The sequence below is a fragment of the Bradyrhizobium altum genome (assembly GCF_020889705.1).
Classification (GTDB): domain Bacteria; phylum Pseudomonadota; class Alphaproteobacteria; order Rhizobiales; family Xanthobacteraceae; genus Bradyrhizobium; species Bradyrhizobium altum.
Window position 1 is genome coordinate 1 of record NZ_JACMYP010000149.1, and the last position, 22644, is coordinate 22644.

Consider the following 22644-nt stretch of genomic DNA (forward strand, 5'->3'; position numbering starts at 1 on the left):
CCAGGAGGCCGGCAGCCGCACCGAGCCGCCGATGTCGGTGCCGAGATGCAGCGGGCCGTAGCCGGCAGCACCGGCCGCGCCCGCGCCTGCGCTCGAGCCGCCGGGATTCTTGCTGACATCCCAGGGATTGCGGGTGAGCGGATGGAACGACGACAGCCCCGACGACAGCATGCCGTAATCCGGCATCGTGGTCTTGGAGAAGATCACGCAGCCGGCTTCACGCAGCCGTGCGGCAGGCGGCGCATCCTTTTCCGCCGACGCAAGCTTGACGCTTGCGGCACCCAGCGGCACCGGCTGGCCCTTGGTCGCGACATTGTCCTTGATGGTGACTGGCACGCCATCGAGCGTGCCGACCGGCTCGCTCTGCTGCCAACGCTCGGTCGCGGCTTTGGCGACCTTCCGCGCGCCGTCAGGGTCGTACAGGTACAGCGCCTTGATGTGCGGCTCCCAGGTCGCGACCTGGGAGATGATGTCCTCGAGCACCTCGGACGGCGAGAACTGCTTGGCACGGTAGCCGGCGAGCAGGTCGACGGCCGAGAGATCGTGCAGCGACGTGATGGCGTCCCCTTTCGGCTTATGCATGCGCACCTGCCGGCATACGTTTCTCGATGATGCGGGCGAACATGCTGGCGCCGATCGGCAGGATCTTGTCGTCGAGAACGTAACCGGGATTGTGCACGGGCACCGAACCGTCATGGCCGACCCAGAAATAGGCGCCGGGAATGGCCTGCATCATGTCGGCGAAATCCTCGCTGCCCATCTTGGGCGTCGAGCGGGTGATCACCTTGGCCGGATCGACAACGGTGCGCGCGACTTCCTCGACGACGCGGGACTGCTCTTCCTGATTCACCAGTACGCTGAAGCCGTCGCGGATCTCGACCGAGATTTCGGCGTCATATGCCACCGCAAAGCCGGCGGCGATTTCGCGCATCCGCTTGCGGATCAGCTCGCGGATCTCGTCGGAGAAGCAGCGCACCGTGCCGCACATCCAGGCTTCGCCGGGAATGACGTTGTACGCCGACCCGGAATGGATCTGCGTGATCGACAGCACCGCAGCCTGCAGCGGATCGACGTTGCGGCTGACGATCGACTGCAACGCTTGTCCGAGCGTCATTGCGATCACGACCGCGTCCTTGGAGCGCTCCGGCATCGCGCCATGCGCGCCGTAGCCCTGGATCCTGATGTCGAAGAAGTCGGCTGCGGCCATTGCCGGGCCCGGCAGGATCGCGATCTCGCCATGGTTCAGGTCGGGCGCGTTGTGCAGGCCGTAGACCTCATCGCAGGGGAACTGCTTGAACAGGCCGTCCTTGATCATCGCGCGCGCGCCGCCGAGGCCTTCCTCGGCCGGCTGGAAGATGAAGTGTACGGTGCCGTCGAAATTGCGGGTCTCGGCGAGATAGCGCGCCGAGCCGAGCAGCATCGTTGTGTGGCCGTCATGGCCGCAGCCATGGAAGCGGCCGGGAATGGTGGAGCGCCACTTCAGGTTGGTGTTCTCTTCCATCGGCAGCGCGTCCATGTCGGCGCGCAGGCCGATCTTCTTGCTGCTGTTGCCCTTGCCCTTGAGCACGCCGACCACGCCGGTGCCGCCGAGCCCGCGATGCACCTCGATGCCCCAGCTCGTGAGCTTGTCGGCGACGATGCCGGAGGTGCGGACCTCCTCGAAGCCGATCTCGGGATGCGCATGCAGATCCCGTCTGATGGCGGTGAGTTCGTCGGCAAAACTGTCGATGCGCTCAATGGTCGGCATGATTTCTATCCGTTTGTGCGTGATGGGGAGGAGGGGGTGAATGTGGGGCCGTTAGGCTTGATACGAATGCCGGGACGCAAATGTTTCCACGGCAGTGTGGCGGTATCGGCCGGCATTGCGCCGGGCGCGGCGCAGATCAGCAGTTTCTCGGCGATCGGCTCGAAATCGGCGCGGAAATGCACCGAGCTCTTGTTGACCAGGATCTTCTGCGTGGTCGGCTCGATGCCGACATAGCGGTACATCGACTGGTCGGCAAGCTGGGCCTTGTAGGAGCCGACGACGACGCGGACGTCGCCGACCCGCAGGCAGGCCGAGGGCCCCATATCCATGTCGCGGCCGCCGAAATACGGGCCGGGTGCAACGAACTTGCCGTCCGAGAGGTTCTCGACCACGAAAGTCTCCCGGTACGGCGCGTCGCCGGGAATGCCGGACTTGCCGCCGAGCTCGAGCGTGACGGTTGAGCCGACGCCGGCCGTGTGCGCGGCCTTCGCCGATTGCGGGTCGTAGATCACGCCGGTTGCGGCGCTCGCCTTGTTGCGGACCAGCGCGCGCAGCATGCCTGTCGTATCGGAATCGCCGCCGGCGCCGGGATTGTCCTGGGTGTCGGCGATGATGATCGGCTTGTTGGCCGACTTCGCCAGCTCCATCGCCAGCTGCACGCCTTCGTCCGGCGAATAGATCCGGCCGTCGAAATCGTCCTCACGGCTCTCCACCAGGGCGACGACCTTGTCGGCCGCCGCGTCTGCATCGGCTTGCGTCCGGCCATAGGCGAACACGCTCGGCCCGCAATCCCTGAAATCGGCGGCCGGGAAGCCCGGCGCGAACGACAGCGTCGGCACGGCATCGCTCTCGAGGGCCGCGAGCTTCTGATAGATGCCCTTGGTGGGCTGGTCGTTGGTGCATTGCCAGCTGATCGGGATCAGGAACGGCAATTGCCGGAAGGCCTTGGCAAAGCGCTGCCCGGACTTGAGCATCAGCGCCAGATGCCGGGCGCAGGCGCGGCCGGTGTCGGCCATGTCGACATGCGGATAGGTGCGGTAGGCGATCAGGGTATCGGCATGTTCGATCATCTTGGGCGAGACGTTCGCATGCAGGTCGAGGCTCACCACCAGCGGCAGGTCGTTGCCGATGGCCTTGCGCACGCGGGCGAGGGTTTCGCCTTCGCCGTCGTCATAATGCTCGGTGACCATGGCGCCGTGCAGGTCGAGATAGACGGCATCGATCGGGCCGGCCGCGACAATGCCGTCGACCATTTCCGTTACGATCCGCTCGAACGCGTCCTTGCTCACATGCGCCGACGGGCTCGCCGCCGCGAAAATCGTCGGCACCAGTTCCCAGCCATTGGCTTCGGCGGCCTCGACAAATCCGGCGAGGCCGACATTGATCTTGCGCATGACCTTGAGCACCTCGGCGCCATGCGTCATCGACGGCCAGCCGCCGCCGTGCAGGAAGTCGTCATAGGTTGCCTTCGTCGGTGCGAAGGTGTTGGTCTCGTGCAGGAAGCCGCCAACGGCAATGCGGGTCATCAAGTTGGTCTCGATACGTTTCTTCGATCATGGTGCGATCGGAACGGTTCGCGCCACGATCTCGTTGGTTTGAGCGTGTTCTTTCGGGAAGACCGGCGTCCACCTTCCAGGCCATGCCCTAGCGCGCGACGTTAAGCGTGTCGTCGCGCCAAGCGCAAGCCGTCGAGCACTTCCGGATTTGCATGCCCTATGGGCGTAAAGGCCCAAGGCAGAGACGAAGGCAGAGACCAAGGGCAGCGGCCGAGGCTACGGCTAAAGGCTTAGGCCGTTGCCACAATGCCTTCCGAAACCGGGCGGAAATTCGCAAAATCCCAGCCGCGCCCGGGCGCAGCCTCGAGCAGCGCGCGGGTATAGGCCTGCTGCGGATTGGTCAGCACCTCCGCCGCCGGTCCCTGTTCCACGACGCGGCCACGTTGCATCACGGCGACGTCGTCGCAGATCTGTGCAGCGACGCGCAAATCATGCGTGATGAACAGCAGCGCGATGCCGAGCCGTCGCTGGATTTCGTCAAGAAGATTCAGAACCTGCGCCTGCACCGAGACGTCAAGCGCGGACACCGCCTCATCTGCCACCAGCACGTCGGGATCGAGCGCCAGCGCGCGCGCGATCGCGATGCGCTGACGCTGACCGCCGGAGAACTGGTGCGGATAGCGCGAGATCGCGTCAGGCGGCAGGTGGACGAGCTCGAGCAGCTCGCGGGCCCGCGCCAGCGCATCCTTGCGCGGCATGCCGTAATTGACCGGGCCTTCCGCGATGCTCTCGCCGACGGTGACGCGTGGATTGAGCGAGCGGTAGGGGTCCTGGAAGATGATCTGGATCTTCTGGCGATGCGGCTGCAACAGCCGGCGCGACAGGTCTGAGATCTCGCGGCCGACGAGCCGCACCCCGCCCGAGGTCGGATCGATCAAGCGGACGATGCAGCGCGCCACCGTCGATTTGCCGGACCCGCTCTCGCCGACGATGCCGAGCGTGCGGCCCTTGCGCAGAGTGAGGGTGACGTTGCTGGCGGCGGCGACCTCGCGGGCTTTGCCGTACAGCGACCGCTCCCGGTAGACCTTGCTGAGCTCGTTGGCTTCCAGCACCACCGGTTCCTTCGTCTCCGGCCGCGGCGCGCGCGGCACGAGGCTCGGCACCGCGGACAGCAGGTTGCGGGTGTACTCCATCGTGGGGTTGCGCAGCACATCTTGCAGCTGGCCGGTCTCGACCAGCCGGCCGTGCCGCATCACCGCGACGCGGTCGGCGATCTCGGCCACCACGCCCATGTCGTGGGTGATGAACAGAACAGCTGTGCCGTGATCGCGTTGCAGGTCGCGGATCAGCGTGAGGATCTGCTTCTGGGTGGTGACGTCGAGCGCGGTGGTCGGCTCGTCCGCGATCAGGAGCTTCGGTTCCAGCACCAGCGCCATCGCGATCATGATGCGCTGGCGCTGTCCGCCCGAGAGGCGGTGAGGGTAGGACGAGAAGATGCGCTCCACATCCGGCAGCCGCACATGCTCCATCATCGCCAGAATCTTCCGGCGCCGCGCGCGGGAGTCGAGATCGGTATGGGCGCGCAGCACCTCGTCGATCTGGCGGCCGACCGGCACGACCGGATTGAGCGCGGTCATCGGCTCCTGAAAGATCATCGCCATCCGCGTCGCGCGCAGCTGGCGCAGCCGCCGGTCGGTCGCGGTGAGCAGTTCCTCGCCGACCAGTTTGACGCTGCCGCCGGACGGCACCAGCGTGCCCTTCTGCAGCAGGCCCATCGTGGTCAAAGAGGTCACCGACTTGCCCGAGCCGCTTTCGCCGACAAGGCAGAGCGTCTCGCCCTCGCGCACCTGCAGCGACAGGTCGTCGATGATGCGGTGCGCGTCAGCCTTGCGGCCGAGACCGACGACGAGATTGTTGATGTCGAGGACGACGTTGGAAGAGCTGGTTGTGGTCACTTGCCCTCACGCTGTTTCATGCGGGGATCGAGCGCGTCGCGCGCGGCGTCGCCGATCAGGTTGACGCTGAGAATGGCGATCGAGAGCAGCAGCCCCGGCCAGAAGATCAGCGACGGCTTGACCTGGAAATAGGCACGGCCCTCGGCCATGATGTTGCCCCAGGTCGGCGTTTCCGGCGAGATGCCGGCGCCGAGGAACGACAGGATCGCCTCGGTCAGGATCGCGGATGCGCAGACATAAGTGCCTTGCACGATCAGCGGCGCGATCGTGTTCGGCATCAAATGCCGCCACATGATTTTCGGCAGGCTCGAGCCGAGCGAGATCGCGGCCTCGACATAGGGCTCCTCGCGCGCGGTCAGCACCACCGAGCGCACCAGCCGCGCCACGCGCGGGATCTCGGGGATGGTGATTGCGACCATCACGGTCCAGATGCTGGCGCCGGACAGCGACACCACGGCGATCGCGAGCAGGATAGCGGGGATCGCCATCAAGCCGTCCATCACGCGCATCATCACCGCGTCGACCCAGCGGAAGAAGCCGGCGACGAGGCCGATCAGGAGCCCGATGGCGATCGAACAGACGGCGGCGCCGAGCCCGATCAACAGCGAGATCCGTGCGCCGTAGATGACGCGCGACAGCAGGTCGCGTCCATAGGCGTCGGTGCCGAGCAGGTATTGCGCGCTCGACGGCTTCAGCCGCTGCGACGGCGTCAGCAACAACGGATCGTGCGGCGCGAGCAGCGGCGCGAAGATCGCCATCAGGATGATCAGGACGAGGCAGATCGTCGCAACCGCGATGATCGGCGTCGACGCCAGGAAGCCGAACTTGACGCGGAACGGCCGGGCGACGGGGATGGAGGATTCGGGAAGGGTTTCGATCGCCATTGCTCAGTACCGGATACGAGGATCGAGCAGGGTGTAAGCGAGGTCGATCAAGAGATTGACCGCGACATAGATACCCGACGTCAGGAGGATCATGGCTTGGATCACCGGATAGTCGCGCGCCAGCACCGCATCGACGGTGAGGCGGCCGATGCCGGGCAGGTTGAACACGCTCTCGGTGACGACGACGCCCGAGATCAGCAGGGCGAAACCGGAACCGATCACGGTGATGACCGGGACCGCGGCGTTGCGCAGCGCATGGCGCAGCAGCACGCCGGTCTCGCCGATACCCTTGGCACGCGCGGTGCGCACGTAGTCCTCACCCAGCACATCGAGCATCGAGGCCCGCGTCATGCGTGCGATCAACGCGACATAGATGAAGGAGAGGGTGCAGGTCGGCAGGATGATGCGCTCGAAGAACGGACCGAAGCCGGCCGAGATGCTCTTGAAGCCCTGCACCGGCACCCAGCGCAGATCGATCGCAAACACCTGGATCAGCACATAACCGATCACGAACACCGGCACCGAGAAGCCGAGCACCGAAAGCCCCATCACGCAGCGGTCGATCCAGGTGCCGTGCTTCCACGCCGCGATCACGCCGAGCGGCACCGCCACCAGGATCGAGAGGACAATGGTGGCCAGCGCGACCGAAATCGAAGGCTCGAGGCGCGGGCCGATCATCTCGAGGATCGGCTTGTTCGAGATCAGGGAGACGCCGAGGTCGCCGTGCAGCAGCTTGGCGACCCAGGTATAGAACTGGATGTAGATCGGCTCGTTGAGACCCAGCGAGGTGCGGATGCGGTCGAGCTGTTCGGGCGTCGCATTGTCGCCGGCGAGAATGGCGGCCGGGTCGCCCGGCGTCAGCCGCAACAGCAGGAACACGAACAGAGCCACCACGCCCATCACGGGAACGGCGGCGAGGATGCGGCGGAGGAGATAGCCGAGCATCGTTGCTATCTCCTGCCGTCAGATGGTGCGAAGCGAAGGCTGGGCCGCATCATACTCATTGTGTCCCCGTGATGTGTCTCATGCGCTTCTGCGTCTTGTCTCAAGGCTAGCGCGAACGTGATGAATTTGCAGGCAAATACTGTGCCAATGGCGACGTTATATCAAGGCGCGGTTCAGGCCGTTGGAGGCCTCCCTTGGTCTGAAGCTGCTATTTCGAATTGCACTTGTCGTGACGTGCCACCGATCTGAAGCGACAAGTCCATTCATGCTCTCATCACGCCGCACCAGTTGGCGACGAACAGTGCGATGCTCTGCGTTGTCTTGCGAAGGCTGTCGAGCTCGACACGTTCGTTGAACGCGTGCGGGCCGACACCGTAAGGACCATAGCAAAGTGCAGGGATGCCGTAATCGACGCAATAGTAGCGAGTGTCGTTGACGGCCGTCGACAGCCGCTCCTGCATTGGAGCCTGGAAGACGGAGTGATGGGCGGCAGACAGAGCTGCCTCCGCTTCGCTGCCCGGCTCGCACACCGCCGGGTCTGCCTGAAAACCACTCCACACCAGCTCGGCCGGATTGTCGGACAGGAAGTCGTCGGCCTTGTGCGCCTCAGTCAGGCATTCCTCGATGCCGCGCATCGCCTGCTTCGGTGTTTCGCCCGGCAGCAGACCGAGCCGGCAATCCATCTCGCACCACGCCGCGGTCGAACTGGCCCAATCGCCGCCTTTGATGATCCCGACGTTGAACTTGATCGGATTCTTGACACTGCGGAACCAGCTGTTGTCGAGCGCCCGGGCGTTGAGCGCCTTGGTGTAATCCTGGAACGCGCGCACCAGATGCATCGCCGACAGGATGGCGCTGGTACCCGCCTCGGAATAGGCGACATGCACCGGCGTGCCGCGGACGCGCAGGCGAAACCAGACGGCGCCGACCTGGGCGCGCGTGAGCGTGTGTCCGGTCGGCTCGGGAATCAGGCAAGCGTCGGCGCGATAGCCGCGCATCAAGGTCGACAGTGCGCCGTTGCCGGTGCTCTCTTCCTCTGTCACGGTCTGCAGATGGACGCGCCCGCCCGGGGCATACCCGGCGTCGCGGATGGCATCGAGCGCGAAGATCATTGCCGAGACACCGGCCTTCATGTCTTGCGCGCCACGCCCGAACATCCAGCCGTCATGCACGACACCCGCGAACGGCGGCCGGTCCCAAAGGTCAGCAGGCCCCTCCGGCACCACGTCGATATGACCTTGCAAGATCAGGCTGCGCCCGCTGCCTGTGCTGTTGAGCGTCGCAACGACCTGCTGCGATCCGGCAAGATCGATGCCGTCCATTGGTGCAGCCTTCGGATGGCTCATCAGGTTGACGTCGGCAAGGCTGAACGCATCGACGTCGTAGCGGCGCTTTGCGAATTGCTCGGCCAGCCAGAGTTGCTGTGGGGCTTCCTGTCCGCGCAAGCTGCGGAACTGCACCATGCGCGACAGGAACGCGACCTGATCGTCGAAGTTTCGATCGACGGCCGCGCACAGCTCCGCGGCAATCTGATCCGGCTTGGTCAACGTCTCATGCGTGTCCGCCACCCCAATGCGCATTGTCCCCTCCCGCGCTGAAGCGCTTTTCCCCAATGTGACGCTAGTCGTTGTCATGCGGTGTTTCTCAGCGAATTCCGACTTGGCCACACGCAAATACGCTCATATTCTTCCTCGTCGGCCGGATAATTAGGGGAAAGCTGCGCGGGCGGTCTCGGTCGCATCGACCTGCGACGGCACCATCGAAGGCGCGTCGAGGTCGCGCCAGTCATCAATCGCGCCTGCCACCATCTGCGCCGTCGCAGCCGACAGCGTCCAGCCGAGATGACCGTGGCCGGTGTTGTAGAACACGCCCGGAAACCTTCCGGCGCGCACCACCGGCATCATGTTCGGCATCATCGGGCGCAGGCCCGCCCACGGCACGACCCTCGACGTGTCGATGCCGGGAAAATGCTGCCGCACCCAATCCACCAGCGGCTGGATGCGGTCGGCGCGGATGTCGCGGTTGAAGCCGTTGAACTCGGCGGTGCCGGCGACGCGGAAGCGGTCGGCGCCGAGCCGGCTGGTGACGATCTTCGCGGCTTCATCGAGCAGGCTGACGGTTGGCGCAGCGTCCTGGCTTTGCGGCGCATCGAGCTGCACGGTGATCGAATAGCCCTTCACCGGATAGACGTTGACGCGGTCGTTGAGCAGGCCTGCGAAGTGCCGGCTCGCGACGCCGGCGCAAATCACGATGCCGTCGGCCTGCAACTCATGTCGCGTCGCGACCTCAGCATCGTGCGAAGCGGCTTCGTTCCAGCCGATGCGGAAACCGTCGTCGCCGCGCGCGATCGCATCGATGTCGGCTTCATGGACGAAGCTCGCGCCGCGGCGGATGCAGGCGTCGGCGAGCCCGCGCGTGAACTTGTGGATATCGCCGGTCGCGTCCGACGGCGTGAAGAAGCCGCCATAGCAGGACGTCTGCAGCGCGGGTTCGATGCTGCGGATTTCGTCCGCCGTCACCGGCCGGCGGTCGAGCCCGCCTTGTTGCAGCAGCGTGTTGACCCGCAGGCCCGCCTCGAAGCCGGCCTTGTCGTGATAGACGTGCAGGATGCCGCGGCGTTCGAGATCGAAGGCGATATTCTCGCGCTGTGCGATCGAGAACAGATGCTTGCGCGCTTCGATTGCGAGCCGCGTGGTCTCGATGGTGTTGGTGCGATAGCGGCCGATGTGGCCGACGAACTCGCCGATCCAGGAATATTTGTGCCAGCTCGGCTTCGGATTCATCAGCAGCGGCGCGTCGCTTCGAAGCATCCAGCGCAACCCCTTGAGAATGGTCGCGGCGCTGTTCCACACCTCTGCATTGCTGGCAGAAAGCTGTCCGCCGTTGGCGAATGAGGTTTCCATCGCGGCGTAGCGATGCCTGTCGAGGACAGTCACCCGGTAGCCGCGTTCGAGCAGGGCATAGGCCGTCGTCACGCCGGTGATGCCGGCGCCAATGATTGCGATGTGAGGCATGGTGGTCTTCAGGCTCCCGTGGGTTAGAGTCGCCGAACCACCGGTGAAACCGGCTGTTTCGACGCCCCATCTGTCACGGTACCTGAGAGCTTGATCCGCATCGGGCCTCGACCCAAAAGCAGACTATCCCCTTCGGTGGACGTCATGGCCGTTTCCATTTGGCCGTGTCCGTCTCTCTCCAGATCGTCCTGACGATACAGTCCTTTTGCCTGAGAGTTTCCGGGGCGGTTGCTCCGTCGGCGCCGAAGCAACAACACGAATGTTGTGGCTTCGATCTCTCCCGCATCGTCGCGTTGGACGGCCGGACCGTAGGCGAAGCCTTAAAATTGGACAAGGCTAAATTTCGGTCCGGCAGTGCCAACGTGTTGTGCAGTGCAATCGATGTCAGTCCAGCGTCGCCAGCAGTGCCGCCATCAGGCGGCCACGCTCGGCGAGGCTGTCGACCTCGATATGTTCGTTGAGCGTATGTGCATCGGCGCCGCGAACGCCGAGGCCGTCGAGCGTGGGAATGCCCATCGCACCGGTGAAGTTGCCGTCCGATCCGCCACCGGCGCTGCCGTGCGGCAGGTCGAGGCCCATCGCCGCAGCGAGGCTCTTGGCCTTTTCATAGAGCGCCATGGTGCCGGCATCCGGCTCCCATACCGGGCGGGTGACGCCGCGCGTCACCTTGAAGGTCACGTCGTTGGCGGTGCCCGACAGCGCCAGCATGCGCTCGACGCCGCGGTCGAGATCGGCCTGGCGCTTGGCCATGCTGAGCGCTTCGCCGGTGCAGGTCGTTGCGACGCAGTTGACCCATTGCCCGCCATGCACGATGCCGACCGAGAAGGTGCAGTTTTCGGTGGTCATGCCGTCGATCGCAATGATTTGCCGGGCCATTTCGCGGATCGCGGAGCGACCCGAGGAGAGTGTCGCGCCGGCATGGCTCGGCTTGCCGGTTGCTTCCAGATTGAAGCGGGCGATCGCGTAGCGACCGGTGACGACGCCGTTGTTCGGCCGGCCGGGCTCCGGCACCAGCACGTATTTGTTGCGCGCGGCTTCCGCCTCGATGATGTCGCGCGTCGACGGCGTGCCGACCTCTTCATCGGGCGTGAACAGCACGGTGATCGGCAGCGGCGTCGTAAAGGACGCGCGGGCCAATTGCCGGATCGCCTCGATCGACAGATAGTTGCCGCCCTTCATGTCGAAGATGCCGGGCCCGAAGCACTTGTTGCCGTCGCGCCGCCACTTCAGCTTCTCGATGGTGCCGACCGGGTGCACGGTGTCCAGATGGCCGGCAATCAGGATGCCGGGCTGGCCTTGTTTCGGATGGGGAAAACGGGCGCGGACGCAGCCGGCAAAGCCCTGGCGTCCCGCGATGCGTTCGATCGTCGCACCCATGACCGCCATCTCGCGCGCGGCGAGGTCGAGCATGCGCTCGACTGCGGCCGCATCCCATGTCGGGCTCTCGCATTCCACCCAGCTGCGCAGCCCCTGCAGCATCGCTTCGGAATCAAAAGAAAGATTGGCGGGGTTCATGTCTTTTCTCTCTTGTTGTTTGTGCGCGCCGATACGCGTTCGCGTGCCGTACGAAAAGCTCGGAAGACGAGTTTGTAAAGTCAAATGCGCTGCACCAGCGGTTCATTCGTTCGTATACGTTCGATCCCGCCGGAAACCGATTGACGCGCATTGCGCTTGATGCAAGTCTCGATTTCACAAGCCATACAGCATGTTAGTTCGCCTAAATAACGAACCGCATGCATAACGAATAAGCCGGCTTTGACCAGTTACACGTCAGGAGAAATTGCATGTTCCCTATCTCGCGTTGGAAGCACCGCACGCTAGCGGCTGCGTTGACGGCGCTCGCGCTGTCGTTCGCGCCGCAGGAATTGTCCTTTGCGCCGCAGGCCATGGCCGCGGGCAAGACCATCACCGCGGTGATGCACTCGGATCTGCGCGTCATAGATCCGATCCTGACCACGGCCTATATCACGCGAGACCATGGCTACATGGTCTACGACACGCTGGTCGCGACCGACTCCAACTTCAAGATCCAGCCGCAGATGGCCGACTGGAAGGTGTCCGACGACAAGCTCACTTACACGTTCACGCTGCGCGATGGCTTGAAGTGGCATGACGGCACGCCGGTGACCGCGGAAGACTGCGTCGCTTCGCTGAAGCGCTGGGCCAAGGTCGACGGCATGGGCCAGAAGCTGATGGACTTCACGGCGAGCCTCGAAGCCACCGATGCGAAGACGATCACGCTGAAGCTGAAGGAGCCCTACGGCCTGGTGCTGGATTCGATCGGCAAGCCGTCGTCGCGTGTCGCCTTCATGATGCCGAAGCGGCTGGCCGAAACGCCGCCGGACAAGCCGATCCCGGAGCAGATCGGCTCGGGTCCGTTCAAGTTCGTCCAGGCCGAATTCCAGCCGGGCGTGAAGGCGGTCTACGTCAAGAACAACGACTACGTGCCGCGCAAGGAGCCGGCGAGCTGGACCGCGGGCGGCAAGGTCGTGAAGGTTGACCGCGTCGAGTGGGTCACGATGGCCGACGCGCAGACTGCGATGAACGCGCTGCAGTCCGGCGATATCGATTTCCTGGAGAACCCGTCGTTCGACACGTTGTCGATCCTGGAAGGCGACAAGGACCTGAAGGTCGAGACGCTGAACAAGTTCGGCTTCCAGACGCTCGGCCGCATGAACTTCCTCTATCCGCCGTTCGACAACATCAAGGTTCGCCAGGCGGCGCTGATGGCGATCAACCAGAAGCAGGTGCTCGACGCGCTGGTCGGCAATCCCAAGTATTACAAGACCTGCGTCTCCTTCTTCATCTGCGATACGCCGTTCGCGGCCGAAATCGGCGGCGAGACGTTGTTGAAGGGCGGAGACATGGCGGCGGCCAAGAAGGCGCTTGCCGAGTCGGGCTATGATGGCACGCCCGTCGTCATCATGGCGCCGGGCGACGTCACCACGCTCAAGGCGCAGCCGGTTGTTGTCGCCCAGCAACTGCGCGACGCCGGCTTCAAGGTCGATCTGCAGGCCACCGACTGGCAGACCGTGGTGACGCGCCGCGCCAGCCAGAAGGCGCCGAAGGATGGCGGCTGGAACATGTTCTTCACCAACTGGGTCAGTGCCGACGTCTCCAACCCGATCGCCAACCTCTCGATTGGCGGCCAGGGCAAGAATGGCGGATGGTTCGGCTGGGCCGACGATCCGAAGATCGAACAGCTGAAGGACGCCTTCGTTCGCGCGCCGTCGGTCGACGAGCAGAAGAAGATCGCGGCCGATATCCAGAAGGAAGCCTACGAGCAAGTCATCTACATTCCGCTCGGTCAGTATCAGGGTCCGAGCGCCTGGCGGAAGTCGCTGTCCGGTGTGCTCGATGGTCCGGCAACGCCGATCTTCTGGAATATCGACAAGTCCGAGTAGGCTTCAGGCTTCACGCAACACAAATGGCCGGGACCTGTCCCGGCCATTTTCGTTTCGCGCCGTCGCTGCGCGACGGCGGCTAATCTAGTGGCCTGATTTCGCGTTGCTCGTGCTCGACAGGCTCGTGAGCTGGGTCTGTCCGACGCCGGCGCCGTTCATCCAGACCATCGCTCCCGCGGCAAACGCCAACAATCCGCACAGCACGATCGCGCTGCGAATCCAGCGCCGGTAGATCGCGCGCTCGTCGGGGGGCGCATCAAGGAATTTCCGTGCGTTGAGCCCGTTGCTGCAATGGGCTGCGTCGTCGCCGTGCTCGAGGACGGAAGCGCCATGATCGGGCGCGGTATTGCCGACAATCTGATTGCGACCGGCAATCCGATTGCGATCCGCAATCGTCATCGCCTATCTCCAACTCATTAATCTCGAAATCTGAGGGCCGCGAAATGTGCGGCCGGAATTTCCAATGAGACGACACTACGCCACATGGCGATCGCGGCATGTGAACCCTGCCACACCCGCAAAACACGATGAGGTGATGCAGGCATCGTGACGCCTCGGCTGCCTGCTCAGGCCGTGGACGGGCGCGTGGCATACCAATTCGGATAGCGGCGGCTTTAAGGTTCCCGTCAGTATTGCAGCGTAGTCTAACCGCCGACTTGTGTACCTACCGCGACGGGCCCGTGGCCGACGACCATAGCAGGCCCGCACCGGCCAGCGCGCAACAGCCAATGCCGACCGAGAAGCGCCGTGCCGGCGCACGCCGCCGCGTCCTCAAGTCGGGAGCGATCGAATTCGGCAATGAAGTGATCGCCTGCACGGTCCGGAATCTCTCGCCTCAGGGCGCCTGCATCGAAGTCATCTCGCCGCTGTGGTTTCCCGACCGCTTCATCCTCGCCGTCGACGGCCAGAGGTGGCCGTGCCGCATCGCGTGGAAGAAGCAGAAGCGGTGGGACTGGGCGTTCGAGTAAGGCTCGACGCCCGGCACGGCGCGCCGCGCCGATTTGCACGAACAGTTGTCGTCTATTTCACAAACTACCCAAGGTTACCGGGGTATTGTCCGACGGGCCGATATCGGTGCCGCTCCAGGATGCACGCTCTCACCGTGCAAGGGTGGCGTCCATTGTTTCGCTCCTGCGGATTCACCCAGCCTCGGGGAAATTGTGATGACCATCAATGTCAAGGCCTACGCCAACGCCGATGATATCCTGATCGCCTGGCAGCCGGACACCTGGTCGAACGACTGGGTCGGATTCCAGCTCGAGCGGCGCAACAACATCACGCAGCAGATGACCGTGCTCTCCAACCGCATTCCGCCGAAGCCCGGCGAGAAACCGGTCGCGGACACCGGCATCTCCTCGACGCAATCGCCGTTCCGGCGCTGCATCTGGACCGATCACAGCGTCGTCGACACCGACAATGTCTCGTATCGCGTCACCGCGATGAAGAGCGGTGCGAACGGGACGTTCACGCCCGATGCCGCCTCGGTGTCGGCCTGGACGACGCCGGCGGTCGCTTCGGGCGATGCGGGCGGCGGCCTGTCGGCCTATTTCAACCGCGGCACCCTGATGTCCCAGATCGTCAGCCGTTTCGTGCAGGGCGATACCTCCGACGACGCGCTGCGCAATTTCGTCAAGAGCCTGTCCGACCCGGCCAACCAGGCGCGGCGCTACCTTTCAGGCGACGCCCTGCACGAGATCCTGGCCTTTCTGCACGATGCCGATCTCCGCGGCAGCCAGGTCCATGCCGCCATCTACGAGATGAATGACGAGGAGCTGGTCGGCGCGCTGAAACCGTTCGGCAGCCGCGGCAACGTCCTGCTCGGCAATGGCAGTGCGACCAAGCCGAACATCGCGGGCGAGCTCAGTGGCGCCGGCCTGACGGTCAAGCATCGCGATCTGTCGAATGCGGGCAGGTCGTCGCCCAGCGTCCACAATAAGTTCGTGGTCGAGAGCGACGCGCATGGCAACGCGATCCGCGTGCTCACCGGCAGCACCAACTGGACCACCACCGGACTGTGCACGCAGCTCAACAACGTGCTGATCATCGAGAATGCGGTGATCGCCAAGCGCTACCTCGATCAGTGGGGCAAGCTGGTCGCCGCGGGCAATGCCATGCCGCCGGCGCTCAAGACGTCGAATTCCAGTCCGACCAGCGACAGCAACATTTCGGTCTTCTTCGCCGCGACCAACGGCGAGGCGGAGTTCAAGCCGGTGCTGGACCTGATCAAGAACGCCAAGGACGGCGCGCTCTTCCTGATGTTCATGCCGGGTCAATCGCCGCTGCTGGATTCCCTGCTGGACCGCGCACAGCAGAACGACATCTATGTCCGCGGCGTGGTGTCGACCATGATGGCCAGCAAGAACGGCGACATCGTTTCGGTCGGCGGGGAGGTCGTCAAATCGGGCGCACCGAAGCAATCCTTCCATGACGACGTCCAGCTGCCGCATGGCGTGAGCGCGACCAACGAACCCTCATGGGCCGACGTCGAGTTCAGCGTCCAGCAGATCCGCAACGCGGGCATGATCGCGATCGTTCACTCCAAGACCATCGTGATCGATCCGTTCTCCGACAATTGCGCCGTCATCACCGGATCGCACAATTTCTCGGTCGCCGCCTCGGAGAAGAATGACGAAAATCTCGTGATCATCCGCGGCAACAAGCAGCTTGCCCAGGCCTATGCGCTGCACATCAACGGCGTCTACGACCACTATTCCTGGCGCGGCTATCTCGGCAGCGGCGGCAATCCGGATCAGATCTATTCGCTCGACGGCTGGAAGCCGGGCGGCGGCAAGGAGCAGGAGCTGGATTTCTGGATGGAGGAGCCGGTGCCGCCGCGCCCGACGCGTGGTGGAGGCAGTGGCGGCGCAGCGCAAGAGCCAGGTGCGGCTGGCGGGGCGTCGACGAAGACAGCCGTCAAGAAAGTGCCCAAGAAAGCCACGACGAAGAAATCGGCCAAGAAAGCCGCCAAGACGTCAGCCAAGTCATCAGCCAAGACATCGCCGAAGAAGGCGAAGGCCAGGAAGCCGGCAAAGGCGAAGGCCAAGAAGACAAAGGCCAGGACGGCGAAGAAGGCCAAGCCAAAAAAGGCGAAGGCCAAGAAATAACGGCGGTTGCGCAACAGGCTGGTGCGGGCGGTGGGACTCGAACCCACATGACGTTGCCGTCGAGGGATTTTAAGTCCCTTGCGTCTACCAGTTCCGCCACGTCCGCATATTGATTTTGTTGATCTTTTCGTAATCTAGACCAAGGAGTTTTCCAAGATCCCTTGGCGGTTTTCCAATCTGGCTTCGTTCTGCTCCGGCAAAACCCCGGCGGCGCACCTTCTAGCTCTTCGTCGTCAGCCGAGCAAACGTCCGGATGACGTCGTCCTCCCGGGCGACATCGCGGGTGTAGTGGCCGCCTATGCGTTCCGAACTGTGGATGATCGGCGATCATGATCGCAATACGTTTCGGATTGCGTCAATGAGCCCGACCTGGTGGTCGACCAGCACGAGCGCCGCATTCCCTGACGAAGCGAACGACATTCATGATCAGGCTCCCGGTCGCAGTACGACGCGGTTGCGCGATGATCCGATCACGGCGGTGTAGGCCGCCTTCGTCTCAGCAAGCGGGTAGATCGAGGACGGGATGATCGGATAGGGGCGCAGGAAGCCGCCGGCGAATCCAGGTAGCACGCTGCGCAGCAGTTCTGCGCTTTCGATCGTAGAAAACGCAAGCGTGTCGATGCCGAGATAAGTGTGCCGTCCGCGATAGAATTCCAGGATGTTGAATTTGACCGTCTGGTTGGTCGTGGCAATCAGGATCTGCCGCCCGGCCTTTGCAAGCGAATGATGCGCATCGTCGAAATAGGGGTCACCGACCGTGTTGAAGACGATATCGGCTCCGTGGCCGTCGGTCAGTTCGCGCACACGTTCCGCGACGTCGGCCGCCGAGGAATTGATGATCTCGATCGGGGCGTTGGCGTGGCCTTCGTAGGGTTCGTCCTTGCGCACCACGCCGATCACCCTGGCGCCGTGCCAGGTCGCAAGCTGGACTGCAGCCTGCCCGACCTTGCCGTTGACCCCCATGATGAGGACATGTTCACCGGGTCTCGGCGCGCCGGCTCGCCGAAAGCCTTCGATGGCTGTCACGAACGGTACGCCGATCCCTGCAGCCTCATCCATTGAAATGCCGTCCGGCTTTTCGACCAGGGCCGCGGCTTCGACGACGACATGGCTGGCGTGCGTACCGTCGCGGCGGATTCCGAGGTCGCCCGACGAACCGAACACCGCTTTTCCGATCAATGCGTCCGGCCCTTCGACCACCCGTCCGGAAAAATCACGGCCCGGGGTTCTTGGGAACACCGCATAGGGCATCAATCCCGTGGCGGCCTTGACGTCCGACGGGTTGACGCCCGCAGCTTCGATCGCAACCACGACTTCGTGCGGTTGCCGCGTGAGCGAGTGTTTCTCGATGGACGGCGCGATCGCCGCCGCATCGGCGGCTTTGGCATTGAGCCGCACGCAGGTCGCCTCGATCACGACATCGGTCCCCGATCTGGTGATGGCATTCATAGCTCGCTCCTAAGCCTTGATTGTCTTCGTGGGCGAGGGTAGGCCGACGATCCGCCGGCTGTCCTCGATCGTCGCGACGGCGCCTCCGAGATCCTCGACGATGCGGCGCGCCTTTGTGACCATTTCCGCGTTGGAGGTCGCGAGCTGGCCGCGCGTGAGATAGACCGCATCTTCCAGGCCGATCCGTACGTGACCGCCCGCAAGATAGGATTGTGCAACCGTCGTGAATGCGGCCTTGCCGATACCGACCGCGGTGAACTCCGCGTCCGACGGCAGCAGGCCGCGCGCGTACAATACGGTTTCCGGGGCAGGCTGAAAGCCGTAACGAACGCCCATCACGAAGGAACACAGGACTGGCCCTTGCAGGGAGCCGTCGGCCAAGAGATCGCGCATCAAGGCGATATCGCCGGAATCGAACAGTTCGATCTCCGGTTTGACGCCGGCGTCCGCAATCACTTTCGCCATCCGGCGAACGTTCGCCGGCGTATTGATCACGACCTCGCCTCCGGAGTTCATGGTGTTGAGATCGAGCGTGCAGATGTCCGGTCGCAGCACGGCGATGTGCTCGACCCGCTTCTCCGGCGCCATCAGGGTCGTGCCTTCGGCGGCCACCTTCGGATCGTCCCTGGATGGAACAAAGCGTCCGCCCGGTCCGGTCGTGATGTTGAGGATCAACGCGGGGTTGCGCGCGCGAATGCGCTCGACGACGTCGACATAGTGGTCCAGCAGCATCGAGGGACGGCCGGTAAGCGGGTCTCGAACGTGGATGTGGACGATGGCGGCGCCCGCATCGGCGGCGTAGAGGCAGGCGTCAGCGATCTGCGCCGGCGTGATGGGAAGATGGGGGGTCTGCTCGGGTGTCGTCAGGTTGCCGGTCACGGCGCAGGTGATGATGACTCTATCGCGGGGAGATCGCATAGACTTGTTCTTTCAAAGCGAGCGGCCGCCGTCGACCACGAAAGTCGTTCCGGTCGCGAAGCCGAGTTGGGTTGCGCAGGCGAGAATGGCCGAGGCGATGTCCTCTGCAGTCGCGATCCGCTTCAGCGGTGTCGTCGTCGCGGTCTTGGCGTTGAAGTCCGCGCCGCGCCCTGGAACGAAGCCGGTGTCGACCACGCCGGGGGCGACCGCGAGCACCCGCACCTCGGGGGCCAGCACGCGGGCGAGCGATTTCGTCATGACGTCGATGCCGGCCTTGACGGCACAATAGGCAATCGAGGACCCGATCCCGTTGGTGGCCGCGATCGATGATATCGAAACGACGAGGCCGTCACCGGATGCCTTCAGGAGCGGAGCGAAGGTGCGGATCGCCGCAAATTGTCCGCGCCAGTTGACCGCGAACATCCGGTCAATCAGGTCGTCGTCCAGCGCGTCGAGATCGGCGTGAGGCACCGGCTTGGTAAAGCCGGCGGCGTTGACGAGGATATCGAGCCGGCCGAAGCGCCGCTCGATCTCGGCGCGCAGTGCTTTCAGGGTTGCCGTCTGCGCGACGTCGGCGATCAACGCGGCGTGGCCGTCTCCAGGCAGGGATTGCACCACCGTTGCCGCGGCGGCGGTCTCGTCCGGAACGTGGCGGTGGCTGATTGCGATGCGGGCACCGAGTTCGGCGAAGCGCTTGGCGGACACGGCCCCGATGCTGCCGGCGCCGCCTACGACGAGCACGACCTTGTCCTTCGAGGATTTATTCATCGTTTGCCTCACTTGATCGGTGGTCTGGGGAGGATCGCTTCACCGTTTTCCATGGTGAAACGATAGTTCAGCGTGTACCAGGGAGCGCGGACCCCGGGCGCCGGCGGGTCGCCGTCGTCATGCCGGCGATAGTCGCCGACCAGCGCGCGCGTCACCCCGAACACCACGTCGCTGTCCAGATGTTTGTCGTGGTCGACGAAGACCTGCGTGATCAGCGTCTTGTAACCGGGCTTGAAGCCCAGGAAGTGCATGTGTGCCGGCCGGTAGGGATGCCTGTTCTGGGCACGCAGCATGTCGCCAATCGGGCCGTCGGTCGGCACCGGATAGCCGGCGGGCTTGACCGACCTGAATGAGAATCGACCCGAGGCGTCCGTGGTGAACTTGCCGCGCAGGTTCATGTCGGCCTGCGTCTCGTCCTGGTTTTCGTAGAGGCCGGCCGGTGAGGATTGCCAGACGTCGACCTCGACATTGGCGAGGGGCTTGCCCGCGATGTCGACGACCTCGCACTCAACGAAGAGTTCGGGGCCGGGTGTCGCAGAACGAACGATCGATGCTCCGTTCTCCGTTCGGGGAGAATTGGCCCGCCAGAATGGGCCCAGCAATGCTGCCGCGGTTTCGGTCGCACCGGCGTTGCCGTTGTTCAGCAGGCAGACCAGCGTCGAGAAGCCGGTCGCATCCGCGAAGAGGATGCCCTCGTTGTGGCTGTCGTGGGTGGCCTGTCCGATCCGGTTCAGGAAATCGATGCCGAGATCGTATTCCGCCTCGGTGAGTTTCACCTCGCGGGCGAAGGCATGGAGGTGCCTGACGAAGGCTTCCATCACCGTTCGAAGCCGCGCGTTGTCGGTCGACGCCATCGCTCGCAACACTGTCGGCGTCACGTCCTCGAGCTGTTCGATAATGCCGTGAGACATCGGTGCGCTCCTGTACAATCGGTTGCGCTCGGTTTGCAATCGATTGCAGAAAAATAATGCAATCGATTGCAATCAGTCAAGGGAGACGCTATGCTTACTTTGCGAACGAGCTAAGCAGCAGGAATCGCTGGGTGAATCGACCTGTCACGACAATCAAGCAGATCGCGGACGCCGCCGGCGTCCATCCTTCGACCGTGTCGCGGGCCCTCGATCCCAAGAAACGGCATTTGGTCGCGGACGACGTCGCCAGGAGGATATCCGCCCGGGCGGAGGCGCTGGGCTATCAACCGAACCGGCTGGCGGCCAATCTGCGACTGGGGCGATCCGATCTCGTCGGTGTGCTGCTGCCCGACATCACCAATCCGGTGTTCGCTCCAATCCTTGGCGGCATTACGGAGGTTCTCTCTGCGGAAGGCTACGCACCGATCGTCGCGGACGCCGGGAATATATCGTCGCAGCAGATCTCCTTTGTCGAGCGACTGCTCAGCCAGCGGGTCGACGGTCTGATCCTGGCGACAGTTTCGCAGGATGACGAACTCGTCGGTTTCTGTCTCCGGCGCGGCGTTCCCGTGATCCTGGTCAACCGATCGGAAGCGCGCGATCGCGTCTCCTCAGTCGTCTCGGACGACGAAATGGGAATGCGCCTTGCCGTCGATCATCTCGTCGATATCGGACACCGTCGCATTGCGCATATCGCAGGGCCGCTGTCGACATCAACCGGCGCGCTGCGGCGTGATGGCTTTGAGCGCGCGATGGCGCGGCACGGATTGACCGGCGCCGTACGTGAAGCCGCGGGATACACGCGCGAAGGCGGCGCGCTGGCGGCGACGTATCTCGTCGGCGGGCCGCATCAGGTGACTGCGATCGTTGCCGCGAACGACTTGCTGGCGATCGGCGCCCTGGACGCCCTGCAGGAGCGGCACCTGCGGTGCCCGGAGGATATCTCGCTCGTCGGTCATAACGACATGCCACTTGTGGATGTCGTCTCGCCGCCCCTCACCACCGTGCGCATCGAGCACCGCGAGATGGGGCGGATCGCTGCCAGAATGCTGATCGAAATGCTCCAGAGCAAGTCGGCCGAGATCCGGCACGTCGTACTTCCTCCCGAACTGGTCGTCAGGAAATCTACGCAACCGGCGGCCTAGAGATCTGCCGGCTGCTTTCGGCCGGGCGGGTCATCAAGCTTGCGCCGGCGCGGCCTTCCTTCTGTCAGGGAGCACGTCGGCGATCTCGGCTTCGGTCGCGGGCCGGCTGAGTGAACGACGTTAATGACGATCCGAGCGCAAGCATCAGAACAACTTTCGAAGATGCAGGGCGCACGTCTTCAACTCCTTGGTACGTGTGTCAGAGCCGCGATCTCCCATCCTGGGATGCTTCATCAAGCTACTGTCGCAAGGGGTGTTCGGCGGTCGCGATTTGAAGCCCAGGATCGCAAGGACCAACCAGGGCGCGCTCGGCAGGGCACGAAGATGCGCCTTGGCTTAGCCCCGCGCTCCGCTATCCGCTGCTACCAGGCGCGCTTTCAAAGGCTTAACCTGCGGCCTGCAATTCCATTTGCTTCAGCGGCCGAGCATTGGGATAAGCAGCGCGCCGCCGCGATTGAGCCTCAATCCGGACACCGGCGGCTGCTTTAGGCAATCTCAACACTGTCGGACTAAGAAAGCTGAATGTCTGTTCGTCCCTCACGCCGCCCAAATCTGTTGCGCGCGGCAGCCATCGTTGTGCTGCTCGCCTCGGCTGCGGGCGTTTCCGGCTGCGCGCAGATCGGCGACAGCGTGCCGTCGGCATTCGCCGATCCCGCCAAATACGATCTGTATGATTGCAAGCAGCTCGAGACCGAGCGCAAGAATCTCACGTCTCGCGCGACAGATCAGGAAAAGTTGATGGCCAAGGCGGAGACCGGCGTCGGCGGTACCGTGGTCTCCGAGATGGTCTATCGCAACGAGCTGATCTCGATCCACGCCCAGCAGAGGCTTGCGGATCAGGCCTGGCGCGCCAACAAGTGCCATGAGAGCCCGCCGGACACGCCGGCGGCGGCCGCACCCGCGG

At 63.9% G+C, this 22644-nt stretch carries 19 protein-coding genes, 1 tRNA gene and 2 riboswitches; of the genes, 5 read left to right on the forward strand and 15 right to left on the reverse strand.

Going from position 1 to position 22644, the window contains the following annotated elements; all coding sequences use genetic code 11:
- The 9 genes from H8B02_RS29595 to H8B02_RS29635 form a co-directional block, all read right to left on the reverse strand.
- Positions 1–582, reverse strand: a 582-nt coding sequence (locus H8B02_RS29595) for an amidase family protein (protein ID WP_249795571.1), incomplete at its 3' end; no start/stop codon positions are given.
- Positions 575–1747 (reverse strand): M20 aminoacylase family protein, encoded by a 1173-nt coding sequence (locus H8B02_RS29600; protein WP_212309893.1) that lies wholly within the window; start codon positions 1745–1747, stop codon positions 575–577. The genes H8B02_RS29600 and H8B02_RS29595, both read right to left, overlap by 8 nt.
- A 5-nt stretch (positions 1748–1752) precedes the next feature.
- Complete coding sequence (locus H8B02_RS29605) at positions 1753–3273, reverse strand: M81 family metallopeptidase (RefSeq protein WP_229169479.1); 1521 nt, start codon at positions 3271–3273, stop codon at positions 1753–1755.
- A gap of 260 nt (positions 3274–3533) precedes the next feature.
- On the reverse strand, positions 3534–5198 hold the full coding sequence (locus tag H8B02_RS29610) for an ABC transporter ATP-binding protein (protein ID WP_229169480.1): 1665 nt from the start codon (positions 5196–5198) through the stop codon (positions 3534–3536).
- Positions 5195–6082 (reverse strand): ABC transporter permease, encoded by an 888-nt coding sequence (locus H8B02_RS29615; RefSeq protein ID WP_229169481.1) that lies wholly within the window; start codon positions 6080–6082, stop codon positions 5195–5197. The genes H8B02_RS29610 and H8B02_RS29615 overlap by 4 nt, the downstream gene beginning before the upstream one ends.
- A 3-nt stretch (positions 6083–6085) precedes the next feature.
- The gene (locus H8B02_RS29620; RefSeq protein ID WP_229169482.1) at positions 6086–7027 is read right to left on the reverse strand and encodes an ABC transporter permease; all 942 of its coding nucleotides are present in this window, start codon (positions 7025–7027) and stop codon (positions 6086–6088) included.
- Positions 7028–7290: 263 nt separating this feature from the next.
- Entirely contained in the window at positions 7291–8607 is a 1317-nt protein-coding gene (locus tag H8B02_RS29625; protein ID WP_229169483.1) for an ArgE/DapE family deacylase, read from the reverse strand.
- Positions 8608–8733: 126 nt separating this feature from the next.
- Positions 8734–10041, reverse strand: coding sequence for a D-amino acid dehydrogenase (locus H8B02_RS29630; protein ID WP_229169484.1), 1308 nt, complete (start codon positions 10039–10041; stop codon positions 8734–8736).
- A 68-nt stretch (positions 10042–10109) separates the two neighbouring features.
- Positions 10110–10225, reverse strand: a riboswitch (glycine riboswitch).
- Positions 10226–10228: 3 nt separating this feature from the next.
- Positions 10229–10334: riboswitch (glycine riboswitch) on the reverse strand.
- Positions 10335–10425: 91 nt separating this feature from the next.
- Positions 10426–11556, reverse strand: a complete 1131-nt coding sequence (locus tag H8B02_RS29635) for a M20/M25/M40 family metallo-hydrolase (RefSeq protein WP_229169485.1) — start codon at positions 11554–11556, stop codon at positions 10426–10428.
- Positions 11557–11825: 269 nt separating this feature from the next.
- On the opposite strand from H8B02_RS29635, the gene H8B02_RS29640 reads away from it, so the two are divergent.
- Positions 11826–13445 carry an ABC transporter substrate-binding protein gene (locus H8B02_RS29640; protein ID WP_229169486.1) on the forward strand — a complete coding sequence of 540 codons (1620 nt, stop codon included), beginning with the start codon at positions 11826–11828 and terminating at the stop codon, positions 13443–13445.
- 84 nt (positions 13446–13529) lie between these two features.
- Here H8B02_RS29640 and H8B02_RS29645 read toward each other — a convergent pair whose 3' ends face one another.
- On the reverse strand, positions 13530–13844 hold the full coding sequence (locus H8B02_RS29645; protein WP_229169487.1) for a hypothetical protein: 315 nt from the start codon (positions 13842–13844) through the stop codon (positions 13530–13532).
- 281 nt (positions 13845–14125) lie between these two features.
- On the opposite strand from H8B02_RS29645, the gene H8B02_RS29650 reads away from it, so the two are divergent.
- Together H8B02_RS29650 and H8B02_RS29655 are read left to right on the forward strand one after the other, a co-directional pair.
- Complete coding sequence (locus tag H8B02_RS29650) at positions 14126–14413, forward strand: PilZ domain-containing protein (protein ID WP_229169488.1); 288 nt, start codon at positions 14126–14128, stop codon at positions 14411–14413.
- 195 nt (positions 14414–14608) lie between these two features.
- Entirely contained in the window at positions 14609–16549 is a 1941-nt protein-coding gene (locus tag H8B02_RS29655; RefSeq protein WP_229169489.1) for a phospholipase D-like domain-containing protein, read from the forward strand.
- A gap of 19 nt (positions 16550–16568) precedes the next feature.
- Here H8B02_RS29655 and H8B02_RS29660 read toward each other — a convergent pair.
- The 5 genes from H8B02_RS29660 to H8B02_RS29680 all read right to left on the reverse strand — a co-directional run bounded on the left by H8B02_RS29660 (position 16569) and on the right by H8B02_RS29680 (position 20595).
- Positions 16569–16655: transfer RNA gene (locus H8B02_RS29660), tRNA-Leu, on the reverse strand.
- A gap of 320 nt (positions 16656–16975) precedes the next feature.
- Positions 16976–17998 (reverse strand): quinone oxidoreductase family protein, encoded by a 1023-nt coding sequence (locus H8B02_RS29665; RefSeq protein ID WP_229169490.1) that lies wholly within the window; start codon positions 17996–17998, stop codon positions 16976–16978.
- Positions 17999–18007: 9 nt separating this feature from the next.
- A complete protein-coding gene (locus tag H8B02_RS29670) occupies positions 18008–18916 on the reverse strand; it encodes a beta-keto acid cleavage family enzyme (RefSeq protein ID WP_229169491.1) in 909 nt (302 codons plus the stop codon).
- A 12-nt stretch (positions 18917–18928) separates the two neighbouring features.
- Entirely contained in the window at positions 18929–19684 is a 756-nt protein-coding gene (locus tag H8B02_RS29675) for an SDR family NAD(P)-dependent oxidoreductase (protein WP_229169492.1), read from the reverse strand.
- 8 nt (positions 19685–19692) lie between these two features.
- A complete protein-coding gene (locus H8B02_RS29680) occupies positions 19693–20595 on the reverse strand; it encodes a dioxygenase family protein (RefSeq protein WP_229169493.1) in 903 nt (300 codons plus the stop codon).
- A 56-nt stretch (positions 20596–20651) separates the two neighbouring features.
- On the opposite strand from H8B02_RS29680, the gene H8B02_RS29685 reads away from it, so the two are divergent.
- Both H8B02_RS29685 and H8B02_RS29690 read left to right on the forward strand, forming a co-directional pair.
- A complete protein-coding gene (locus tag H8B02_RS29685) occupies positions 20652–21740 on the forward strand; it encodes a LacI family DNA-binding transcriptional regulator (RefSeq protein WP_376711724.1) in 1089 nt (362 codons plus the stop codon).
- Between the two features lie 522 nt (positions 21741–22262).
- A partial coding sequence (locus H8B02_RS29690; RefSeq protein ID WP_229169495.1) for a twin-arginine translocation pathway signal occupies positions 22263–22644 on the forward strand: 382 nt, incomplete at its 3' end.